This window comes from Streptomyces sp. NPDC048270 (assembly GCF_040652335.1).
Classification (GTDB): Bacteria; Actinomycetota; Actinomycetes; order Streptomycetales; family Streptomycetaceae; genus Streptomyces.
The window spans coordinates 19931-42186 of record NZ_JBEZLV010000001.1; the positions used below are offsets into that span (position 1 = coordinate 19931).

Sequence of the window (22256 nt, forward strand, 5' to 3'; positions counted from 1 at the left end):
ATGACACGGATGACAGACCGCAAGAAGGCCCTGGTGATCGGCGCGGGGATCGGCGGCCTGACCGCCGCCGTCGCGCTGCGCGAGGCGGGCCTGGACGTCGAGGTCCACGAGCGGGCGGGTGAGCTGCGCGCGGCGGGCTCCGGCCTCTCGGTGATGAGCAACGCCATCGGCGCGCTGAACTCGCTGGGCGTCGGCATCGACCTGGAGAAGCGCGGGGAGGCCCTGCGCTCCTACCAGGTCAAGACGGCCTCGGGCCGGCTGATCCGGGAGTTCCCCTTCCCGGACATCATCGGCAGGCTGGGGGTGCCCAGTGTGCTCATCACCCGGGCGGACCTCCAGCAGGCCCTGCTGGAGGCCGCGGCGGGCATCCCGCTGCACCTGGGCGCGGCGGCCACCGGATTCGAGTCGGAGGGGGTGCCGGGCGGCGGCGTGCGGGTCGCGTTCGACGACGGGACCACCGCCGAGGGGGACGTGCTGATCGGCGCCGACGGGTTCAACTCGGTGGTCCGCGGACAGCTGGTGGGGCCGGAGGAGTCCCAGGACAGCGGCTACATCTGCTGGCTCGCGGTGGTCCGGTTCGCGCACCCCCGCTTCACCCCCGGCTCGGTCACGCACTTCTGGGGCAGCGGCAAGCGCTTCGGGCTCGTGGACATGGGCGCGGGACGGCTGTACTGGTGGGGTACGAAGAACATGCCGGCCGAGCTCTCCCGGGACTGGAAGGGCGGCAAGGCGGAGGTCCTGCACGCCTACGACGGCTGGGCCGACGAGGTGCGGCAGGCGATCCTGGCCACCCCCGAGGAGTCGATCATCGCCGTGCCCTCCCGGGACCGGGCGTTCCTGGAGCGCTGGGGCCGGGGTCCGGTGACCCTGCTGGGGGACGCCGCGCACCCGATGCTCACCAGTCTCGGCCAGGGCTCGGGCATGGCGATCGAGGACGCCGTGGTGCTCGGGCGGGCCCTGAAGGACGCGTCCGACCTGCCGCGGGCCCTGCGCCGCTACGAGGACGAGCGCCGCGAGCGGACCCGGGGGATGGTGGCCGCCTCGCGCGGCATCAGCTCCTTCGAGCAGTCGGAGGACCCCTTCCGCCGGCCGGTGCGCGACGCGTACTTCCGGTTCATGCCGCAGCGCCGGCTCACCCGCACGCTGGAGGACGCCCTCACCTTCCCGGCGGTGGCCGGATGACCGCCCCCGCTTCCCGCAGGAGACCTCTCGTGCCGACCGCTCCGTACCGTGCCGCCCTGTCGCCGCAGGGCCGCTGCGTCCTCGTGACCGGGGCCTCCTCCGGCCTCGGCCGGGTCTGCGCCCTCCGGCTGGAGGAGGCGGGCTTCCGGGTGTTCGCCGGTGTCCGCAGGGAGGCCGACGCCCTGGCGCTCGCCGAGGCGGGCGCGCACGGCCGGCTCGTCCCGGTGCTGGTCGACGTGACCGACGAGAAGTCGGTGGCCGCGGCCGCCGAACGGATCGCGGCCGAGGTGGGCGAGGACGGCCTGTGGGGCCTCGTGAACAACGCGGGCATCTGCGTCTCGGCCCCGCTGGAGTGCGTCTCGCCGGAGCGGCTGCGCGAGCAGCTGGACACCAACGTGGTCGGGCAGCTCGCCGTCACCCAGGCGTTCCTGCCGCTGCTGCGGCGCACCCGCGGCCGGGTGGTCAACGTGACCTCGGGCCTGGGCAGTGTGGCGATCCCGTTCCTCGGGGCGTACGCGGCGGCGCAGTTCGCCAAGGAGGCCATGACCGACGTCCTGCGGCGCGAGCTCGCACCGCAGGGGGTGGACGTCACCCTGGTGCAGCCCGGGGCGATCATGACGCCGATTTGGGGCAAGGTGTCCGACGTGGCGCGGGCGGCGATGGACGGGGTCCCGGAGCAGCTGGCCGAGTTGTACCGGATCCCCTTCAACCGGTTCCTGCACCAGAACGAGAGGCAGGCGCGGGAGAGCCCGACCCGTCCGGAGGACTTCGCGCAGACGGTCCGGCAGGCCCTGACGGCCCGCCGGCCGCGGACCCGCTACCGGGTGGGTCCGGACGCCCGGAAGGTGAGCGTGCTCGCGCGGGTGCTGCCCGACACGGCGCTCGACCGGTACCTGCGGCCGATCACCGAGTAGCCGCGGGAGCCGGCGGGCTCCGGCCCGGGTAAGGGGTGCGCCCGCTGAAGCGGCCGTACAGAACAAGCCAGTTGGCACGCCCGCCGGGGGGCGGCGAGCGGCGGTATCCCGCCAGATGATGGCCGATAGCGGCAAGTTGGGTGTGATATGGCCATCGTCACAGTTTGACCCGTCTGCTCGGCGGGCGTGCCCAACGTCCCAGATCCGGCCCGCGTTTCGCCCCTTCCCCGGCGGGCCGGACGGCCGCCGTGCCCCCGATTTCCCGCACCGCGGTGTGAACGGGCCGTCAATTCCCTTCATGACCTGACTCCGCCGTGGGTGCGAACCAGCCGAATTAGCGTGATCACCGAGGCTTTCCGGACTCGGCGATCCCGGTCCGGACCGACCCCTACCGTTCGACAAAGGATGAGGACCATGGCGCACACCGTGCGGCCGCCCGTTCCCGAAACCCGCGCCGACGGCGGCGCGTTGACCCGATTCACCACCCGGCACGGCAGCACCCTGGAACGGGCCCGGGAGGTGATCCGCACCCGCGGGCACTGGTCGCCGTACGCGGAGGACCCGGAGGATCCACAGGCCTACGGCCGGGGCGCGAGAGCCGCCGGCGAGGCCTCCTTCCGCCGCCTCCTCGGCCGGCCGTTCGATCTCGGACAGCCCGGCCGGGACGGCACCGTGGGCCCCGCCCCGGAGGCGGGCGGCGAGCGCTCCCCCTACGGCGGCCCGCTGGAGGTCTCCTACCCGCACTGCGACCCGGACGTCCTGCTGCCCGCCATGCGGGCGGCCCTGCCCGCATGGCGCGACGCGGGCCCCGAGGCCCGTGCCGCGGTCTGCGCCGAGATCCTCCACCGGATCAACGCCCGCAGCTCCGAGTTCGCCTTCGCGGCCGTGCACACCAGCGGCCACAACTTCTTGATGGCCTTCCACGCCGGCGCCGTCCACGCCCAGGACCGCGGTCTGGAGGCGGTGGCCTGCGCGCTCGCCGAGCAGACCCGGCTGCCGGCCGCCTCGGTCTGGCGCAAGCCCCGGGGCGACGGCCGGGACGTCACCCTGGCCAAGACCTTCACCGCGGTGCCCCGGGGCATCTCCCTGGTCATCGCCAACAGCGTGTTCCCCGCCTGGAACAGCTACCCGGCCCTCTTCGCCTCGCTGGCCACCGGCAACCCGGTCCTGGTCAAACCGCACCCGGCGGCCGTCCTGCCGCTGGCCCTGACCGTCCGGATCGCCCGCGAGGTGCTGACCGAGGCCGGCTTCCCGGCCGACCTGGTCTGCCTGGCGGCCGAACACCCCGGCGAGGGACTGGCCCGCGTTCTGGCCACCCGCCCCGAGGTCCGCCTCGTCGACTACGCGGGCACCACCGCCTTCGGCGAGTGGCTGGCGGACAACGCCCGCCAGGCGCGCGTGTTCACCTCGGGATCCGCCGTCAACACCCTGCTCGTGGAGTCGACCGGCGACTACCGCGACATGCTCGCCAACCTCGCCTTCTCGGTCTCCCTCTACAGCGGGCAGCTGTGCACCAGCCCGCAGAACCTGCTGATCCCGCGGGACGGGATCAGCACCGACGAGGGGCACCGGACGTACGAGGAGGTCGTCGCCGACCTCGGCGCGGCGCTGGACGCGCTGCTCTCCGACGACGCCGGGGCCGCCGCCGTCCTGGGCGCCCTCCTGGGCCCGCCCGTCCTGGAACGGCTCGAACGGGTGATGGCCGGGGAGGCCGGGAAGGTGGCCGTCCCCTCCCGCGCCGTGCGCGACCCCGCGCATCCGCAGGCGGTCGTCCGCACCCCGGCCGTCGTGGCCCTCGACGCGAACCGGGCCGAGGACCGGGCCGTGCTGCTCGCCGAATGGCTGGGCCCCGTGGTCTTCGCCGTCGCGGTGGACTCCGTCGCCGACGCGGTCGCGCTGGTCTCCCGTACCACCCGCGAGTGCGGGGCGCTGTCCGTCGGGCTCTACTCCACCTCGCCGGAGGTGGAGGCGGCGATGGAGGCGGCCTGCGCCGAGGCCGGGGTGATGCTGTCCGCGAACCTGATGGGCGACTGGTACATCTCCCAGTCGGCCGTCTACTCCGATCTGCACGGCACGGGGATGAACCCGTCGGGCAACGCGGTCTACTGCGACGCCGCGTTCGTGTCCGCGCGCTTCCACACCGTCGGCGTACGCCGCTACGGCGGCGCGATATGAACGGCACCCTCACCCACATGCCGCTGCGCGGGCGCGAGCGGGAGATGCGGCTCATCCGCGAGGTCCTGGAGTACGGCCGCCGCTCCGGCCCCGCCGTCCTGTCGATCGAGGGGATGCCCGGCATCGGCAAGACCCGGCTGCTGCGGGAAGCCGCCCTCCTCGCCGACGGCCTGGGCTACGCCGGACACCACCCCGATCCGTGGGCGGACCCCCGGCACCCCCGGCGCCGGGCCGCGCCCGCCCGGCACACCCGGGGCCGGCCCGGCCGCTGCCACGCCCCCTCGGGGCCCGTGCTGGTCCTGGTCGACGACACCCGCCGGACCGTGGACGGGCCGCCGCGGATGCCCTTCACGCCCCGCGAGCGGCCCGGCGGCGACCCCGTGGTCTGGCTGGTGGCGCACCGGCCCGGCGAGGGACCGGCCCTGCCGGCCGGCCTCACGGGCCGCAGCGAGCGGCTGGCGCTCGGTCCGCTGGGCCCGTCCCCCTCGCTCGGCCTGGCCCGCGACCTGCTGGGCGCACCGCCCGCACCGGCCCTGGTCCAGCTGCTCGACCAGGCCGGCGGGCACCCGCGGCTGATGATCGAACTGCTCACCGGGCTCCAGGAGGAAGGCTCCGTGGAGACCGTGGCCGACGAGGTCCGGCTGCTGACCTCGCGGCTCCCCGTACGCCTGGCCACCCGGGTTCGGGCCACCCTGGAGCGGTTCTCCCCCGGCTGCCGCCAACTGCTCTGCGTGGCCTCGGTCCTGGGGTGCGAGGTGGTGTACGAGGACCTGGCGCTGATGCTGCGGACCTCGGTGTCCGCCCTGCTCCCGGCCCTGGAGGAGGTGGAGGCCACCGGCGTGGTGCGGGGCGACGGCGGGCGGGCGGTCTTCTCCAGCCCGCTGCTGCGCCGGCTCATCTCGGACTCCATGCCCGACTCCCTGCGCCTGTCCCTCCAGCGGGAGGCGGCGGCGCTGCGGGCCACGGCCGGACTCGTCGAGCCCCCGGCACCCGGACCGGAGCTGAGCGAGCAGCAGCGGGTGCTGGTCGGGCTGGTGCGCGAGGGCCTCACCAACCAGCAGATCGCCCGGCGCCTCGCACTGTCCCCGCACACCGTCAACTACCACCTCCGGAAGCTGTTCAAGACCTACGGGGTGAGCTCGCGGATCGACCTGCTGACGGCGGCGGAGCACCTGGACGCCGCCGGCCGGGCCGCCCGCGCCCGCCAGAACTGACCCTCACCCGCCCGCCGGTCCGCCCGGCGCCCCCTCGGCCGGCGCCCGCACCCCGCGCACCGGGCCGAGCCGTACGCCGCACCGCACCGCACCGCACCGCACCGACCGTGGAGACCCGTACCCGTGACCGATCCCGATCTCGTCCTGGCCGGCACCTGGCCCCGCCCCGACACCCCGCCCCCGGCCCGGCGCACCGCCTGGCTGCGCGACGCGCTGCACGCCGAGCCCGACGACGGGCGCTCACCGCAGCTGCTGGACGAGGTGCGCTGCGACGTCCTCGTCGTGGGCGGCGGCTTCACCGGCCTGTGGACCGCCCTGGAGATCCTGCGGCGGGCACCGGGCACGGACATCGTGCTGATCGAGGCCGACGTGTGCGGCGGCGGGGCCAGCGGCGCCAACGCGGGCTACCTGATGCCGATGTGGGCCCGGTTCAGCAGCCTCGTCGCGATCGGCGGGCACGAGGAGGCGCGCCGGCTGGGCGAGGCCTCGGCCCGGGCCGTCGACGACATCCTCGCCTTCACCGAGGCCCACGGCATCGACGTGGAGTACACGCGCGGCCCGTGGCTGTGGGCCGCCTCCTCGCCGGCCCAGCGCGGGGCGTGGCGGCAGACCCTGGAGGACCTGCGCCGGGCCGGCACGGAGCCGCTGCACGAGGTGTCCGCCGCCGAGTCGCGGCGGGCGGTCGGCACCCGCAACCACTTCGGCGGGGTCCTCGACCCGGGCTGCGCCACGCTCCAGCCCGCCAAGCTGACCCGCGGCATGCGCCGGGTGGCGGTCGAGGCGGGCGTCCGGGTCCACGAGCGCACCCCGCTGACCGCCCTGCGGAGCGCGCCCGGCGGCGCCACCACCGCCCACACCCCCTACGGGCGGGTGCACGCCGAACGGGTCGTGCTCGCCATCAACGCCTGGGCCGGGCAGCTGGAGGACCTCGGCCGCCGGATGGTGACCGTGGCCAGCGACACCCTGGTGACCGAGCCCGTGCCCGAGCGGCTCGCGGATCTCGGCTGGGACGGGCGGACCTCGGTCTGCGACTCCCGCCGCAGGCTGAACTACTACCGCACGACCCCGGACGGCAGGCTGGTCTTCGGCAAGGGCGGCTCCGGCGTGGCTTTCGGCCGGAGCGGGGCCGACACCCTGTGGGGCGACCCGCTGCGGCCCGCCGAGCTGCGGCGCCAGCTCGCCCGGCTCTTCCCCGAACTCGCCGGCGCACCGGTGGACACGGCCTGGACCGCCCCCGTCGAGTACTCGACCACCTCGCTCCCCTTCGCCGGCTGGCTGAAGTCCGTGCCCGGGGTCTGCTACGCCACGGGCTACTCGGGCGACGGGGTCGGCCCCTCACGGCTGATGGCCAAGGTGCTGGCCTCGCTCGTGCTGGGCACGAAGGACGAATGGTCGGGCTCGGCCTTCACCCGGCCGCCGGGCGGCTGGATCCCGCCGGAACCGGTCCGCTACCCGGGCGCGCGCCTGGTCATCCCGGCCCTGCGCGCGGTGGAGCGGCGCGAGGACCGCGGCCTCGGCGTACCGCCCCTGGTGAAGCGGCTGGCCTCCATCGACCCGTCCGCCTTCCGCCTCTGACCCCGCCCGGACGCGGAACGGCCGCGCACTAGCCCGCCGCGGGCAGCAGGCCGCGCAGCGGCCAGGCGGTGTCGATCACCGCGTCCGGGGTGCCCTGGCGGCGGAGGTAGGACTGGAAGTCCCGGGCCCACCGGGCGTGCCAGGTGCCCTGTCGGGCGTGCAGGTCGGCCGGGGTGAGTGCGGCCACCTCGGGGTGCCGGGCGGCTATCGCGCGGGCCACCTCCACCGCGGCCAGGGCGTCCGCCCCGGCGTCGTGCGCCGCGTCGAGCGTGACCCCGTACACCCCGCAGACCGCCTCCAGCGTGCGCTTGCCGCGCCGGTAGCGGTCGACGGCCCGGTCGATGGTCAGCGGGTCCACGACCGGCCCGGTCGCCTCCCCGCCCAGCCGCTCGGCCAGCGACGGCAGCCCGTGCCGGGCCAGTTCCGCCGAGAGCAGGGTCAGGTCGAAGGCCGCGTTGTAGGCGACGACCACCGCCCCGCGGCGCCAGTGCCCCACCAGGGCCTCGGCGACCTCCTCGGCGACCTCCCGCACCGGGCGGCCCTCGGCGACGGCCCGCTCCGTGCTGATCCCGTGGATCGCCGAGGCCCCCGCCGGAATCGGTATCCCCGGGTCGGCGAGCCAGCCGCGCCGCCCGCGCACCTCGCCGTCCCGCACCTCGACCAGCGCCGCCGTCACGATCCGCGACTCCCCCGGCTCCGTGCCGGTCGTCTCCAGGTCGAATCCGATCAGCACACCGCCGTGCCAGTCCCCCATCACGCGCCCTTCCCCCCGTACACCTTCGGTCAACGACTTTCAGCCTGCCACGGGCCACTGACAGGACGGCCGCCGGGGGCACGGCGCGGGGGGACGGCGCGGGGACCGGCGTCACGACACCGGCCGGGAGTCCTCCCACACCGATTCGAACTCCTCGCGGTAGGTCGTGAACAGCCCGTGGTCGGCGTCCTTGGGCACGCCGCGGCCGCCCCCGCGCAGCACCAGGACGGGCGATTCCATGCCGCGCGCCCGGCGCAGGTACGACTGGACCACCGCGATCCCCGAGGACTGGCCCTCCACCAGGTACGCGGTGAAGCGCGGGGTCTCGTCGAAGACGTGGATCTCGAAGCGCGAGGGGTCCCGCAGGCCCGCCCGGACCCGGCGGACGTGCAGGATGTTCATCTCCACCGAGCGGCTCAGCTCGCCCTTGCGCAGCCCGAGCTCGCGCTCGCGCCGTTTGACCGCGCTGCTCGCCGGGTTCAGGAACAGCAGCCGCACCCGGCAGCCGGCCTCCGTGAGCCGGACGAGTCTTCGGCCCGAGAAGTTCTGCACCAGCAGGTTGAGGCCTATGCCGATGGCGTCGAGCCGCCGCGCCCCGCCGAAGAGGTCCTCCGCGGGGAGCTGGCGCTGCAGCCGCACCCGGTCCGGGTGGACCGAGATGACGTCCGCGTACCGGTCGCCCACCAGCTCCTCGACGGCGTCGATCGGCAGCCGGTCGGCCGACGGGCTGCCCGAGCCGCCGCCCAGCACCTCCAGCAGCCGCGCCGAGGCCCGTTCCGCCTGTTCCAGCACCGGCCGCGACAGCGCCCGGTTGCGGGAGACGACGTTGCGGGTGACCTCCAGCTCGTCCAGGGCGAGCTCGATCTCGCGCCGGTCGTCGAAGTACGGTTCGAAGCAGGGCCAGTGCTGGACCATCAGCTCCCGCAGCTGCGGCAGCGTCAGGAAGCTGAGCACGTTGTCGTCGGCCGAGTCGAGCAGGTAGCCCTTGCGCCGGCTGACCTCGCGCACGGCCACCGCCCGCTGCACCCACTCCTGCCCGGCGGGCCCGGCGGCCGCGACCACCCAGTCGTCCCCGCCGTGCACGGGCTCGTAGATCGGCCGCAGCACCGCTCCGACCACCGACCGCAGCCGCTGTTCGATCAGGTTCAGCCAGATGTACGCACGGCCCGCGCGTTGCGCCCGGGTGCGGACCTCGCTCCAGGCCTCCGCGCCCCAGTCCAGCTCGGCGCCGGCCCGGGCGCTCCCGGCCGCCTGCGGGGCCAGCGACACCGACCCGGTCACGACCCCCGCCGACGGTGCGTCCGCGGGGCCGCCCTCGTGACCGCTGTCACCAGGGGGCAGCTCCAGACCTCCCGAGCTCACCCGTGCACCGCCTTCTGCGTCTGGACGCCCGTCTCCAGTGATCACGGAAGGGTACTCCGCGCGCGCGGCCCGGTGCAGCCCGATGGCCCGTACACCGGCTGTCCGTTGACCCATTATCCGATGCCCCGACAGTCGTCCGACCCGCCTATCAGCTCTGCGGGTCACCCGGAGGGACCAACCCAAGTCCACGCGTGAGGACCCTCTTTCGGGGAAGATCTGGCAGTGACGCGGTCCAGCCGGATCAGCCGGAGCAGGATGGGAAGAGTCGTTATCTATGCAGGTCTGGCCGGGACAGGCGTATCCGCTCGGTGCCACGTACGACGGCGCCGGGACCAACTTCGCGGTCTACTCCGAGGCCGCCCGACGCATTGAGCTGTGCCTGCTCCACGACGACGGCTCGGAGACGGCCGTGGAGCTGCGCGAGACGGACGCCTTCGTCCGGCACGCCTACCTGCCGGGCATCATGCCGGGCCAGCGCTACGGGTTCCGCGTCCACGGGCCTTACGAGCCCGACCGCGGACGGCGCTGCAACGCGGCGAAGCTGCTGCTCGACCCGTACGCGCGGGCCATCAGCGGACAGGTGAACTGGAACGAGGCGGTGTACGGCTACCACTTCGGCCGGCCCGACTCCCGCAACGACCTGGACTCCGCCCCGCACACCATGAGCTCCGTCGTGGTGAACCCGTACTTCGACTGGGCCAACGACCGGCCGCCGCGCCACGAGTACCACCACACCGTGCTGTACGAGGCCCACGTCAAGGGCCTGACGATGAGCCATCCCGACCTCCCCGAGGAGCTGCGCGGCACGTACGGGGCACTCGCGCACCCCGCGGTCATCGGGCACCTGACCAAGCTCGGGGTGACGGCGCTGGAGCTGATGCCGGTCCACCAGTTCGTCAACGACCACCGGCTGGTCAACGACGGGCTGAGCAACTACTGGGGCTACAACACCATCGGCTTCTTCGCCCCGCACAACGGCTACGCCTCGGGCGACCGCGGCCAGCAGGTGCTGGAGTTCAAGTCGGCGGTGCGGGCCCTGCACGAGGCGGGCATCGAGGTGATCCTCGACGTGGTCTACAACCACACCGCCGAGGGCAACCACCTGGGTCCGACGCTGTCCTTCCGCGGGCTGGACAACGCCTCGTACTACCGGCTGACGGAGGACCCGCGCCACTACATGGACACCACCGGCACCGGCAACTCGCTGCTGATGCGCTCCCCGCACGTGCTCCAGCTGATCATGGACTCGCTGCGGTACTGGGTCACCGAGATGCACGTGGACGGCTTCCGCTTCGACCTGGCGGCCACGCTGGCCCGCCAGTTCCACGAGGTGGACCGGCTGTCCTCGTTCTTCGACCTGGTCCAGCAGGACCCGGTGGTCAGCCAGGTGAAGCTGATCGCCGAGCCGTGGGACCTGGGCGAGGGCGGCTACCAGGTGGGCAACTTCCCGCCGCTGTGGACCGAGTGGAACGGCAAGTACCGGGACACCGTACGGGACTTGTGGCGCGGGCAGCCGCGCACGCTGGCGGAGTTCGCCGGACGGCTGACCGGATCGTCGGACCTGTACCAGGACGACGGCCGGCGCCCGCTGGCCTCGATCAACTTCACCACCTGCCACGACGGTTTCACCCTGAACGACCTCGTCTCCTACAACGAGAAGCACAACGAGGCGAACCGGGAGGGCAACCGGGACGGCGAGACCCACAACCGGTCCTGGAACTGCGGGGTGGAGGGGCCGACCGAGGACCCCGAGGTGCTGGAGCTGCGCGAGCGGCAGATGCGCAACTTCACGGCCACGCTGATGTTGTCGCAGGGTGTGCCGATGCTCAGCCACGGCGACGAGTTCGGCCGCACGCAGGGCGGCAACAACAACGCCTACTGCCAGGACAACGACCTGTCGTGGGTGAGCTGGCCGGAGCCCGGCAAGCCGGCGCCCGCGCTGCTGGAGTTCACCCGGCGGATGGTGTGGCTGCGCCGCGACCACCCGGTGTTCCGGCGGCGCCGGTTCTTCCACGGGCGGCCGGTGGAGGGGACGCACGACGAGCTCTCCGACATCGCCTGGTTCACTCCGCACGGCGAGGAGATGCGGGCCCGCGACTGGCAGGCTCAGCACGCGCGGGCGCTGACGGTGTTCCTGAACGGGGAGGCGATCTCCGAGCCGGGGACCCGCGGGGAGCGGATCACCGACGACTCGTTCCTGCTGATGTTCAACGCGGGCGCCGAGCCACAGGAGTTCACCGTCCCCGCCGGGCACGGGACGCAGTGGCGGCTGGTGGTGGACACGGCGCGGCCGGACGTACTGCCACCCGGCACCGGGCCGCAGTTCGCGGCCGGGGACCGGGTGGCGCTGACAGGTCGGTGTCTGGTGGTGCTTCAGCGCCCGGCGTAGGCGGAGCTCTCGCCCGCGGCCGGGGACCCGGTCTGCTGCGCCGGGATGAAGGCCCTGTCGTGGGTGCGGGCGCCGGGCACCCGGGTCAGGAGGGCGAGGGCCAGGCACAGCGCGGCGGCCCCCACGGCCACGGCGAAGGCCGCGGCGGGCCCGGAGGACTCGGCGAGCCGCCCGGCGAGCGGCAGCGCGAGCGCCTGGCCGGCGACCAGGGCGCTGGCGGCGAAGGCCGTCGACTCGGCGAGCCGGGCGGGCTCCACGACCCGCTCGGTGAGCGCGAACGCGGTGATCAGGTGGGGGGCGTAGGCCGCGCCGAGGACGGTGACGACCAGGTACAGGGGCCACAGGGTGGCGGTGAAGAGGAGCGGTACGGAGAACAGCAGCGCGGCGCCGGTGGCCACCCGCCAGCGCAGCCGCAGCCCGAAGCGGGCGGGCAGCGCGCCGAGGGAGATGCCGACGACGGCGCTGACGACGCCCATGGCCGCGTAGACGACGGCGGCCTGCTCCGGGACGCCCAGCCGCATGGTGAGCGCGGCGATCCCGGCCTGGCAGGCGCCGAACATGGCGCCCTGGAGGGCGAGGGAGCCGCGGACGGCGTGCACCACGCGCGGCTGCGGGGGCCGGCGCTCCTTGGTGCGGGCCCGCGCGGGGCGCCCGTTCGTGACGGCGGCGGTCGGGTGCAGCGCGAAGGCCGTGCCGAAGACGGCGACGAGGACGGCGGCCCCGCCGAGGGCGACCGCGGGGTGCGCGACGATCGAGGCGAGCCCGACGAAGGCCGGGCCCAGGACGAAGGAGACCTCGTCCAGGGTGCCTTCGAGCGAGTGGACGGCGCCGACCACGCTCTCGTCGGACTCGGCGCGGTGGGCGAGCGCCACGGAGCGGGTCCGGGCGAGCGGTCCGACCAGCGGGATCGAGGCGCCCGCGACGGCTCCGACGGCGGCGAGCGGGAGGGTGGCGAGGTGGCCGAGGGCCCCGGCCACCAGGGCGGCGGTCGCGACGGCGTTGACCCCGGCGGCGGCCAGCACGACGGGCCGCTGGCCGTACCGGTCGGCGAGCCGGCCGAGGACGGGGCCGAAGACCACCTGGCCGGCCGACAGGGTGCCGCCGACGACGGCGCCGGTGGCGATCGAGCCGCTGGTATGGGCGACCAGCACGACACTGCCGAACTGGGACATCGCGACGGGCAGTCGGGCGAAGAACGAGACAAAGGGGAGGAGGGGCCCGGTCAGGGCGATGACTCTTCGATAGGTGTTGACGGTTCCAAGCACTCGGGCAACGCTAACCCGGTGCAGTCACTCGTATGCATTGGGTAATGGCACGGAATCCGGCAGGCTGGGTACGTACGTTCTCATGAGCCTGCCACGGTCACGCATTCAATCGGAATCTGATGTTCCGACACCGGTCACCCCGGCGTCGACCTACCGTCTCCAGCTGCGTCCGGAGTTCACCTTCGCCGCGGCCGAGGCAGCCGTACCGTACCTGTCCTCGCTCGGCGTGTCACACCTGCACCTGTCCCCGGTGCTGGAGGCGGCGCCCGGCTCGGAGCACGGGTACGACGTCACCGACCACTCCCGGGTGCGCGAGGAGCTCGGCGGCGAGCCGGGCCTGCGGTCGCTGGCCGCGGCCGCCCGGACGCACGGACTGGGCCTGGTGCTCGACATCGTGCCGAACCACATGGCGGTGCCGGCGCCGCTGCGGCTGAACCGGCCGCTGTGGGAGGTCCTGCGCGAGGGGCCGGACTCGCCCTTCGCCCGCTGGTTCGACATCGACTGGGAGGCGGGCGGCGGGCAGGTCCTGCTGCCGGTGCTGGCCGGGCCGGTGGAATCGTGTGAGCTGAAGGCCGACGGGGAGGTGCTGCGCTACGGGGAGCAGGAGTTCCCGCTGCGGGAGGGGACCGCGGGGCTGGAGCTGCCCGAGCTGCTGGCCGCGCAGTGGTACCGGCCGGCCTGGTGGCGGGAGGCCAGGACCGAGCTCAACTACCGGCGCTTCTTCACCATTTCGGACTTGATCGGGGTCCGGGTGGAGGATCCGGAGGTGTTCACGGCCACCCATGCCAAGGTGCTGGAGCTGGTCCGGGACGGGGTGGTGGAGGGACTGCGCATCGACCACGTCGACGGGCTGGCGGATCCCGAGGGGTACCTGCGGCGGCTGCGGGCGGCGGCGGGGCCGCACTGCTGGGTGGTGGTGGAGAAGATCCTGGCCCGCGACGAACCGCTGCCGCCCGCCTGGCCGGTGGCCGGCACCACGGGCTACGACGCGCTGCACCGGGTCGACGGGGTGTTCACCGACCCGGAGGGTGCGGCGGAACTGGCCCGCCGGTTCGGCGAGTTCACCGGGATCCCGGAGTGGGAGCGGATCGCGGAGGCGTGCGCGCGGGAGGTGCTGACCGGCGACCTGGCCGCCGAGCTGGGCACGCTGGAGCGCCGGGCCGGGCGGGAACTGGCGTTGGCGGTGCGCGAGTTGCTGGTCTCCTATCCGGTCTACCGGCCCTACCCCGGCGATCCCGAGCCCGATCCGCGGGCCGTGCGGCGGGCGGCCGAGGTGGCCGGACCGGCCGCGGTGGCCGGCGTACGGGAGCTGCTGCTGCGGGATCCCGCCTTCGCGGCCCGCTTCGCCCAGACCTCGGCCGCGCTGCGGGCCAAGTCCCTGGAGGACCGCGCCTTCTACCGGTACGCGCCGCTGCTGTCGGCTACCGAGGTCGGCGGGGATCCCGGCCGGCCGGGGGTGTCGGCCGCGGAGTTCCACGCGTACTGCGAGCGGCTGGAGCGGGAGTGGCCCCGGTCCGGGACGGTCCTGTCCACCCACGACACCAAGCGCAGCGCGGACGTCCGGGCCAGGATCTCGGTGCTGTCGCAGGCGCCGGGGACGATGGAGGGGGCGGCCGGAGCGGACCCGGCGCTGGCGTGGACGGCCCGGCAGACCGCGCTGGGTCTCGGGCACGCGCCGCAGGCCGTGCCCCGGCTGGCCGAGGCGCTGCTGAAGGGTGCCCGGGAGGCGGGCCTGCGGACCAGCTGGACGGAGCCGGACGAGGCCTACGAGGCGGCGGTGGCGGGGTATGCGCCCGGGCCGCTCGACCTGCCGGCGGAGCTGGCGGAGGCGGCCCGGGCCAATGTGCTGGGCATGGCGCTGGTGCATCTGGCGATGCCGGGGGTGCCGGAGGTGTACCAGGGCGCGGAGACGGAGTACCGGGCGCTGGTGGATCCGGACAACCGCCGCCCGGCCCGCTTCCCGCGGGAGGCGCTGGCCCGGCTGGACGCGGGGGCCGCGGCGGAGGGGCCGGACGAGGAGAAGCTGGCGCTGACCGCGGAGGTGCTGCGGCTGCGGCGGGACCGGCCGGAGCTCTTCACCGGGTACGCCCCGCTGGCGGCGCGGGGGCCGGCGGCGGACCACTGCCTGGCCTTCGGCCGCTCCCCCGGCCTGGTGGTGGTGGCCACCCGGCTCGCGCACCGGCTGGCGCTGGGGGGCGGGTGGCGCGGGACGGTGCTGCCGCTGCCGCCTGGCCGCTGGGCCCCGCTGCGGGGTGGCGGGCCGTACGAGGGGGAGGCGGACCTCGCCCACCTCCTGACCCCCTCCCCGGCCCTCCCCCTACTCCGCACCGACTGACCCCCCTCCGCCCAGCGGGGCGGAGCCCCGGCGCCCGTGGCTCAAGCCCGGCCCGCCACCCGGGGCTCCGCCCCGCACCCCGCGCCCCAAACGCCGGCGAGGCTGGATGTGCCCCCGGAGCCCCGGTCTGGGGGCGGGGGCGCCGACGCCCGCAGCCCAAGCGCGGCTCACCACCCGGGGCTCCGCCCCGCACCCCGCGCCTCAAACGCCGGCGAGGCTGGATGTGCCTCCGCCGCCCGCCATCTGCGAATGGTCGCCCCCTAACGGCTCCCCAGCCCCGCCGGCGATCGAGGCGCGGGGCACGGGAGCGCAGCCCCGGCACCTTCAGCCCCGCCGGCGTTTGAGGCGCGGGGTCCGGGGCGGAGCCCCGATCATTGAGCCCCGCCGGCGATCGCAGCGCGTGGGCACGGGAGCGCAGCCCCGGCCCGTCAGCCCCGCCGGCGTTTGAGGCGCGGGGTCCGGGGCGGAGCCCCGATCTTTGAGCCGCGCCGGCGATGGAGGCGCGGGGCCGGGGCGGAGTCCAGGGGCGTGGTGGGGAACTGTGCGGGCTGCGCAGCAGTAGGGGTGGGGCCCGGCGGGCATGGCATCCCTTGTGACCCTCCTCCGCGACATGCGCTACCCCACACCGCACGAGCTCGCCCTGGCCGCCCGAGCCCTCGCGGACGAACACCCCGCCTCGGTCCGGCTCCGACAGGCCGGGACGTCCCGGGCCGGGCAGCCCCTGTGGCTGCTCTCCCTCGCGGGCACCGGCGAGGCCCGCCGGGACGTCCTCGTCGTCGCCGGGGCCCACGCCAACGAACCCGTCGGCGGCGCCACCGTCCTCTCCCTCGCCCGCCGGCTGCTCCACGAACCCGGCCCGCGCACCGGCTGCGGCTGGCACTTCCTGCTCTGCGCCGATCCCGACGGCGCGGACCTGCACCGCACGCCCCGGCCCTACTCGCTCCTCGACTACCACCGGCACTTCTTCCGGCCCCCCGGCCCCGAACAGCCCGAGTGGGCACCGTCTTTACTGCCCCCGGACCGGCTGCCGCCCGAGACCCTGGCCCTGACCGCCCTCATCGACGAGCTGCGGCCGGTCCTCCAGGTCTCGCTGCACGCCACCGACCTCGGCGGCTCCTGGGTCCAGCTCACCCGGGACATATCCGGCCTCGCCGAGCCCTTCGGCAAATCGGCCGCCGAGCTGCGCATCCCGGTGGAGAACGGGGCCTCCGACGCCGCCGGCTGGCCCTCCCCCGGGCCCGGGATCTTCGTGATCCCGCAGCCGGGGAGCGAGGCCGCCGGGGCCTTCCACCCCGAGGACACCCGGCTCAGCACCTGGTACCACGCCCACCGGTACGCCGGCACCACCGCGATCGTCGAAGTCCCCATGTGGGCCTCGGACCTGGTCGACGACCCGACCCCGCACCCCGACCCGCGCGGCGCCCTGCGGATGCTGGCCGCCCGGCTCGGCGAGGACACCGCCCGCGTGGCCGCCGCACGGGGCGCCCTCCGGCGCGGCCCGCTGCCGTACGAGGATCCGGCGGCGGCGCCCCTGCTGCGCGCGGTGGACTGGACGCTGGCCCTGATCCCCCGGATCACCGCCGAGTGGACCGGCGACGGGGCTCCCGCCGAGGCCACCGCGGCGTACGTCGCCAGCATCGACGCCTTCGGGCGGCGCATGTCGCTGCGTGCCGCCGCGATGCTGCTGCGGGTCCTGCGCACCCAGGGCCACCCGTCGGCTCCCGCGCTGGACCGGCTGGTGACGGGGTGGTGCGAGGACTTCGCGGCCCGCTTCCAGGCCCGCTGGGTCCCGGTCGCCACCCAGGTGGAGCACCAGTCCCGAACCGTCCTGGCGGCCTACGAGCGCCTGACCGCGCCCTAGCCGGCGTCGGTGGCCACGGGCAGGCCGTACCGGCGCTTGGGCAGGCCGGTGGCGCCGAGCCGGTCGTAGAACCGGATCGCGCCCTCGTTCCAGTCGGGGGTCTGCCACTGGACCTGCCCGAGACCGAGCTCGCGGGCCAGCTCCCGCACCCCGTCCATCAGGGCGGCGCCCAGTCCGTGGCCGCGGGCCTCCTCGGCCAGGTAGAGGCAGTCCATGTGGAGGTAGTGGCCGGCGTCCCAGAAGGAGAACTCGGCCGAGCAGGCGGCGTATCCGGCGCTCTCCCCGTCCGGGGTCCGCGCCAGCAGCACCCACATCCGGGCGTCCTCGGCGAACAGCTGCGGCCCCAGCCGCTCGGCGAGGCCGGGCGGCCGGGGCGCCGACTTCTCGTACCCGATGTGCTCCCGCATGAGTTCGGCCAGGCGGGGCAGGTCCCCGACGCGTGCGCGGCGTACGACAGGCATGTGTTCCATGCCCGCCACCCTGCACCACGGCCGGGCCGGCGCGCGGGCCGGGGTTCAGCTCGAGGACAAGCGGAAGGTCATCTTCCCGAAGCCGACCTGGTCGCCGTCCCGGACCACCGCGGAGCCCGTCACCCGGTGCCCGTTGACCGTGGTCCCGTTGGTGGAGCCGAGGTCCTTGAGCACCCACACCCCGTCGCGCAGGCTCAGTTCCGCGTGCGCCCGGGAGACGGTCTCGTGGCTGAGCCGCAGCCCGTTGCCGGGGTCGCGGCCGATCCGCAGGCTCCCCGCGCCGGGGTGCGGCAGCAGCAGCTTGGGCAGCTTCTCCGCGGCCCACGCGCGCCGGACCCCGACCGAGACGGCGGACGCCCGCCCGACCCAGCCGAACAGCCGACGCGTCCAGGCGCCTTCGGAGCCCTCCCGCGTCTGGAGGTCGGCGGTGAGGACGGCGAGGTCCTCGGAACGCCGGGCCACCAGGGCGAGTTCCATCCGGCGCAGGAACGTGTCATGGGACAGCTTCCCGAGGGCCGCGCCCTCCCTGAGCTGGCCCAGCGCCCGGTCGCGCTCGGCATCCGAGAGCCGCGGCACGGGGTAGGCGGGGAACTCAAAACTCGACGTCACAGGGTGATTGTCGGCCCGTCGGGGCCGGAGTGTCCAGAACTCCCCCGCCGAGCCCGGAATGATGGGCAGGATACGCATGCTGAACAGCGCCGCAGACGAGGGGAACGTCCGTGCAGTTCGAGGTGTGGGCACCGCTGACAGGTCATGTCGCCATGCGACTCGACGACGCGACGTACGAGATGGCGCGCGAGGGAGAGCGCGACGGCTGGTGGACCGTGCAGGCCCCGGCCGCCGACGGGAGCCGGTACGGCTTCCTCCTCGACGGCGACCCCGTCCCGCGGCCCGACCCGCGCTCCCGGCGGCTGCCGGACGGCCCCGACGGCCTGTCGGCGGTGGTCGACTTCGCGGCCCTCCCCGAACCGGCGGCCGCGGCCCCGCGCACCCCGCTGCAGGACGCGGTCCTGTACGAGCTGCACGTCGGCACCTTCACCCCCGAGGGCACCTTCGACGCCGCCGCCGCGCGCCTGGGCCACCTCACCGCCCTCGGCGTCACGCACGTGGAGCTGATGCCGGTCTGCTCCTTCCCCGGCCGGCACGGCTGGGGGTACGACGGGGTCGCCCCCTGGGCCGTGCACGAGCCGTACGGCGGCCCGGCCGGGCTGGCCCGGTTCGTGGAGGCCGCGCACACCGCGGGGCTGGGCGTGGTCCTGGACGTGGTCCACAACCACCTCGGCCCCTCCGGCAACCACCTGCCCGCCTACGGCCCGTACTTCACCGACACCCACCACACCCCCTGGGGCGCGGCGGTGAACCTGGACGCGCCCGGTTCCGACGAGGTGCGCGCGTACTTCCTGGGCAGCGCGCTGGCCTGGCTGCGCGACTACGGGATCGACGGGCTGCGGCTGGACGCCGTGCACGCGCTCGCCGACGGGCGGGCCCTGACCTTCCTGGAGGAGCTGTCCGCCGCGGTGGACGAGCTGGCGGCCGAGACCGGCCGGCCGCTGTTCCTGATCGCCGAGTCCGACCGGTGCGACCCGCACACCACCACCCCGCGCACCGAGGGCGGCCTGGGGCTGCACGCCCAGTGGAACGACGACTTCCACCATGCCCTGCACTGCGCGCTGACCGGTGAATCCCACGGGTACTACGCCGACTTCGCCCGGGCGCCGCTGGCCGCCCTCGGCAAGACCCTGACCCGCGCGTTCTTCCACGACGGGACCTGGTCCTCCTTCCGCGGCCGCGGCCACGGCCGTCCGGTGGACCGCCGCCGGACCCCGGCGCACCGCTTCATCGGCTACGCGCAGACCCACGACCAGATCGGCAACCGGGCGCTCGGCGACCGGCTCTCCGCCTCGCTCTCCCCCGGGCTGCTGGCGTGCGCCGCGGCCGTGGCGCTGACCGGGCCGTTCGTTCCAATGCTGTTCATGGGCGAGGAGTGGGGCGCGGGCACGCCGTGGCAGTACTTCACCGACCACCCCGACCCGGAGCTGGCGGAGGCCGTACGGACCGGCCGGCGGCGGGAGTTCGCGGCGCACGGGTGGAAGGCGGAGGAGATCCCCGACCCGCAGGACCCGGCGACGCGGGACCGCTCCTGCCTGGACTGGGCCGAGCCGGAGCGGGCGGGCCACGCCCGCCTGCTCGCCTGGTACCGCACCCTCGTCGCGCTGCGCCGCACGCACCCGGACCTGCGCGACCCGGACCTGGCGGCCGTCCGGGTCGCCCACGACGAGGAGCGGCGCTGGCTCACCTTCCGGCGGGGCGACGTACGGGTGGCGGTGAACCTCTCCCCGGAGCCGGTGACGATCGCGCTGGGCCGCAACGGCGTTCGGGTGCTGGCGGCCTGGGAGCCGCTCGAGCACCCGGGCCCGGACGGCCGGATCCACCTGCCGGGCGAATCCGCCGTCGTGCTGGGACCGTGAGGGCCGCTACTCGACGACCGCGAGCTCGCGCGGGGCGTTGTTCAGGCGGCGCACGCCGTCCTCGGTGACGGTCACGATGTCCTCGATGCGGACGCCGAACCGGCCGGGCAGGTAGATGCCCGGCTCCACGGAGAAGCACATGCCGGGGACCAGCGGCCGCTCCTCGCCCTCGACCATGTAGGGCGGCTCGTGGGTGGTGACCCCGATGCCGTGTCCGGTGCGGTGGATGAAGCGGTCTCCGTAGCCGAACCCGGTGATCACCGCCCGGGCCGCGCGGTCCACCTCCTGGCAGGAGACGCCGGGCCGGACGGCGGCCACCCCGGCCTGCTGGGCCTCGCGGACCACGTCGTGCACGCGCTGCTCCTCGGCGCTCGGCTCGCCCACGTGCACGGTGCGGGAGATGTCGGAGCCGTAGCCGTACCGCAGGCCGCCGAAGTCCAGGACGATCATGTCGCCGTGCCGGATGACCCGCTCCCCGGCCTCGTGGTGCGGGTTGGCCCCGTTGGGTCCGGAGCCGACGACGGTGAAGTCGACCTGGGAGTGGCCGTGTGCGCGCAGCAGCGCGGCCAGGTCCTCGGCGAGCTCGGTCTCGCGGCGGCCCGCGAAGGGGACGTGGAGGATCTGCGCGTAGGCGGCGTCGGCCGCGGCGCCCGCCGCGGCGAGTCGCTCCAGCTCCCGGTCGTCCTTCACCGCGCGCAGCATGGGCAGCGCGTCGGTGAGGGGGGCGTAGGAGGTGGCGGGCAACTCCCGCTGCAGTCCGAGGAGGTGCAGGGCCCAGGTGTTGTCGCTCACCCCGAAGCGGCCGGCCGCGTCCAGCAGCGGGGCGGTCAGTGCGTACGGGTTCTTCCCGTCGGCCCAGTCCCGCAGGGCCAGGGCGGCGGCGCCGGGGGCCTTGGCGGCGTCGGGGGCCTCCAGCGCGGGCACCACCAGCACCGGTTCCTGTCCGATGGCCAGCACCAGCAGGGTGAGCCGCTCGGTCTCGGCGGTGGGGCGGTAGCCGGTGAGGTGCGTCAGGTCGGGCCCGGGTGCGATCAGCAGCCCGGCCAGTCCGGCGTCGGCGGCCGTCTGCGCGGCGGCGGCCATCCGGGCGGCGTAGTCCTCGGTCGTGAAGGGTGCGGGTTCACGGGTCATACGGGTGATCCTGCCGTGGGCCGCTCGGCGGCGGGAGGGGCCGCGCCGGGGCGGGCCCCCCTCTCCCCGGCCGACCCGGCTCCCGCCCCGGCTCCTGCCGCTGTGAGCGGGGCCACAGGGTGGCGGCCCGTCGCCCGCCCGGCGATAAACGCGTCGCGGGAGCACCCCGCTGATCGGCTATGCTGTGCATGCACGTCGAACGGGTGGTCCGCCGCCCTTCGTGGTGGGTGTAGCTCAGTTGGTAGAGCACCTGGTTGTGGTCCAGGTGGCCGCGGGTTCAAGTCCCGTCACTCACCCTGTGGGTCCCGTGAGGGGTACGAGGTTTCTCGTACCCCTCGCGGGCTTTTCCCTGTCCGGGACCGCACTGGCTAGGCCCGTAGGAAGGCCTCCACCTCGGTGGCGAACGCGACCGGGGTCTCGTGGGGCGGGTAGTGTCCGGCGCCCGGGAGGGTGCGGATCCGGCAGTTCGGGTACCAGGCCTGCCAGGTGGCGCGCATCACGTCGGCGGTCAGCGCGAGGTCGTACTCCCCCACGAGGACCAGCACCGGGACGGTGTTGCCCTTGACCGCGGAGGAGAGGTCGAGGGGCTGCCAGCTCTCCAGGTAGGCGGCGAACGCCTCGGGCCGGGAGACCTCCCGGGAGTGGGCGACCATGCGGTCCACCCAGTGGCGGCTCGCCCGGTTGCCGGTGACGAGGTCGAGGATGACGCGCCGGTTCTCCGGGTCCTCGGCGGCGCCGTGGAAGAGGGTGTGCGTGGCGTCGTCCATCGTGTAGGGCGCGGCCGGCACCGGGGCGAGCCCGACCAGCTTCTCGATCCGCTCGGGGGCGCGCACGAGCACCTGCTGCATCGCCTTGCCGCCCATGGAGTGGCCGAGGAGGGAGAACGTCTCCCAGCCGAGCTCGTCGGCGAGCTCCAGGACGTCGTCGGCGATCTCGGGCAGGTCGTACCGGCCGGGGACGTCCCGGCGCGCGCCGTAGCCGCGGTAGTCGAGGAAGGCGTACGAGAACCCCTGCGGGTCCAGGCAGTCGAGCGCGGAGCCCCAGTTGGCGGAGGTGCCGAACCAGTCGTGCAGCACGATGACGCGGACGGGCCCGGTGCCGATCCTGCGGTGGGCGATGGCCATGCGTTCTCCCTCGGTGACGGGACGGGGAAATCCGACG

The 22256-nt window shown here is 74.7% G+C and carries 16 protein-coding genes and 1 tRNA gene; 10 read left to right on the forward strand and 7 right to left on the reverse strand.

From position 1 onward, the window contains the following. The 5 genes from AB0D66_RS00080 to AB0D66_RS00100 all read left to right on the forward strand — a co-directional run bounded on the left by AB0D66_RS00080 (position 1) and on the right by AB0D66_RS00100 (position 7060). On the forward strand, positions 1 to 1182 hold the full coding sequence (locus AB0D66_RS00080; RefSeq protein ID WP_362294163.1) for an NAD(P)/FAD-dependent oxidoreductase: 1182 nt from the start codon (positions 1 to 3) through the stop codon (positions 1180 to 1182). Positions 1183 to 1211: 29 nt separating this feature from the next. Then, complete coding sequence (locus tag AB0D66_RS00085; protein ID WP_362294166.1) at positions 1212 to 2096, forward strand: SDR family NAD(P)-dependent oxidoreductase; 885 nt, start codon at positions 1212 to 1214, stop codon at positions 2094 to 2096. A gap of 414 nt (positions 2097 to 2510) precedes the next feature. Further along, positions 2511 to 4271, forward strand: a complete 1761-nt coding sequence (gene paaN, locus AB0D66_RS00090) for a phenylacetic acid degradation protein PaaN (protein WP_362294169.1) — start codon at positions 2511 to 2513, stop codon at positions 4269 to 4271. Next, positions 4268 to 5485, forward strand: coding sequence for a LuxR C-terminal-related transcriptional regulator (locus AB0D66_RS00095; protein ID WP_362294172.1), 1218 nt, complete (start codon positions 4268 to 4270; stop codon positions 5483 to 5485). The genes paaN and AB0D66_RS00095 overlap by 4 nt, the downstream gene beginning before the upstream one ends. A 123-nt stretch (positions 5486 to 5608) precedes the next feature. Next, positions 5609 to 7060 carry an FAD-dependent oxidoreductase gene (locus tag AB0D66_RS00100; RefSeq protein ID WP_362294175.1) on the forward strand — a complete coding sequence of 484 codons (1452 nt, stop codon included), beginning with the start codon at positions 5609 to 5611 and terminating at the stop codon, positions 7058 to 7060. Between the two features lie 28 nt (positions 7061 to 7088). Here AB0D66_RS00100 and AB0D66_RS00105 read toward each other — a convergent pair whose 3' ends face one another. Together AB0D66_RS00105 and AB0D66_RS00110 are read right to left on the reverse strand one after the other, a co-directional pair. After that, the gene (locus AB0D66_RS00105; protein ID WP_362294178.1) at positions 7089 to 7814 is read right to left on the reverse strand and encodes a 3'-5' exonuclease; all 726 of its coding nucleotides are present in this window, start codon (positions 7812 to 7814) and stop codon (positions 7089 to 7091) included. A 111-nt stretch (positions 7815 to 7925) separates the two neighbouring features. Next, positions 7926 to 9176, reverse strand: a complete 1251-nt coding sequence (locus AB0D66_RS00110; RefSeq protein ID WP_362294181.1) for an SAV2148 family HEPN domain-containing protein — start codon at positions 9174 to 9176, stop codon at positions 7926 to 7928. Positions 9177 to 9450: 274 nt separating this feature from the next. Between AB0D66_RS00110 and glgX the strand changes: the two genes are divergently transcribed. Then, positions 9451 to 11565, forward strand: a complete 2115-nt coding sequence (glgX, locus tag AB0D66_RS00115) for a glycogen debranching protein GlgX (protein WP_362294184.1) — start codon at positions 9451 to 9453, stop codon at positions 11563 to 11565. Here the strand turns inward: glgX and AB0D66_RS00120 are convergent. Then, positions 11550 to 12830: an MFS transporter gene (locus AB0D66_RS00120; RefSeq protein ID WP_362294186.1), complete on the reverse strand. Its 1281-nt coding sequence runs from the start codon at positions 12828 to 12830 to the stop codon at positions 11550 to 11552. The genes glgX and AB0D66_RS00120 overlap by 16 nt on opposite strands. A gap of 82 nt (positions 12831 to 12912) precedes the next feature. On the opposite strand from AB0D66_RS00120, the gene treY reads away from it, so the two are divergent. Then, complete coding sequence (treY, locus tag AB0D66_RS00125) at positions 12913 to 15165, forward strand: malto-oligosyltrehalose synthase (protein ID WP_362294189.1); 2253 nt, start codon at positions 12913 to 12915, stop codon at positions 15163 to 15165. A 592-nt stretch (positions 15166 to 15757) separates the two neighbouring features. After that, positions 15758 to 17026 (forward strand): M14 family zinc carboxypeptidase, encoded by a 1269-nt coding sequence (locus AB0D66_RS00130; protein WP_362294911.1) that lies wholly within the window; start codon positions 15758 to 15760, stop codon positions 17024 to 17026. Here the strand turns inward: AB0D66_RS00130 and AB0D66_RS00135 are convergent. Both AB0D66_RS00135 and AB0D66_RS00140 read right to left on the reverse strand, forming a co-directional pair. Continuing rightward, complete coding sequence (locus tag AB0D66_RS00135; RefSeq protein WP_362294192.1) at positions 17023 to 17496, reverse strand: GNAT family N-acetyltransferase; 474 nt, start codon at positions 17494 to 17496, stop codon at positions 17023 to 17025. The two genes, AB0D66_RS00130 and AB0D66_RS00135, sit on opposite strands and share 4 nt — an antisense overlap. Before the next feature lie 45 nt (positions 17497 to 17541). Next, complete coding sequence (locus tag AB0D66_RS00140) at positions 17542 to 18105, reverse strand: DUF1707 and FHA domain-containing protein (RefSeq protein WP_362294195.1); 564 nt, start codon at positions 18103 to 18105, stop codon at positions 17542 to 17544. 152 nt (positions 18106 to 18257) lie between these two features. Here AB0D66_RS00140 and treZ point away from each other — a divergent pair, with 152 nt between their 5' ends. Continuing rightward, entirely contained in the window at positions 18258 to 19964 is a 1707-nt protein-coding gene (gene treZ / locus AB0D66_RS00145; RefSeq protein ID WP_362294199.1) for a malto-oligosyltrehalose trehalohydrolase, read from the forward strand. 6 nt (positions 19965 to 19970) lie between these two features. Here treZ and AB0D66_RS00150 read toward each other — a convergent pair whose 3' ends face one another. After that, positions 19971 to 21095, reverse strand: a complete 1125-nt coding sequence (locus tag AB0D66_RS00150) for an aminopeptidase P family protein (protein ID WP_362294202.1) — start codon at positions 21093 to 21095, stop codon at positions 19971 to 19973. A gap of 223 nt (positions 21096 to 21318) precedes the next feature. Between AB0D66_RS00150 and AB0D66_RS00155 the strand changes: the two genes are divergently transcribed. Further along, a tRNA-His gene (locus tag AB0D66_RS00155) sits at positions 21319 to 21391 on the forward strand. Positions 21392 to 21463: 72 nt separating this feature from the next. On the opposite strand, the gene AB0D66_RS00160 is transcribed toward AB0D66_RS00155, so the two are convergent. Continuing rightward, positions 21464 to 22219 (reverse strand): alpha/beta hydrolase, encoded by a 756-nt coding sequence (locus AB0D66_RS00160; protein WP_362294205.1) that lies wholly within the window; start codon positions 22217 to 22219, stop codon positions 21464 to 21466. Positions 22220 to 22256 lie beyond the last annotated feature (37 nt).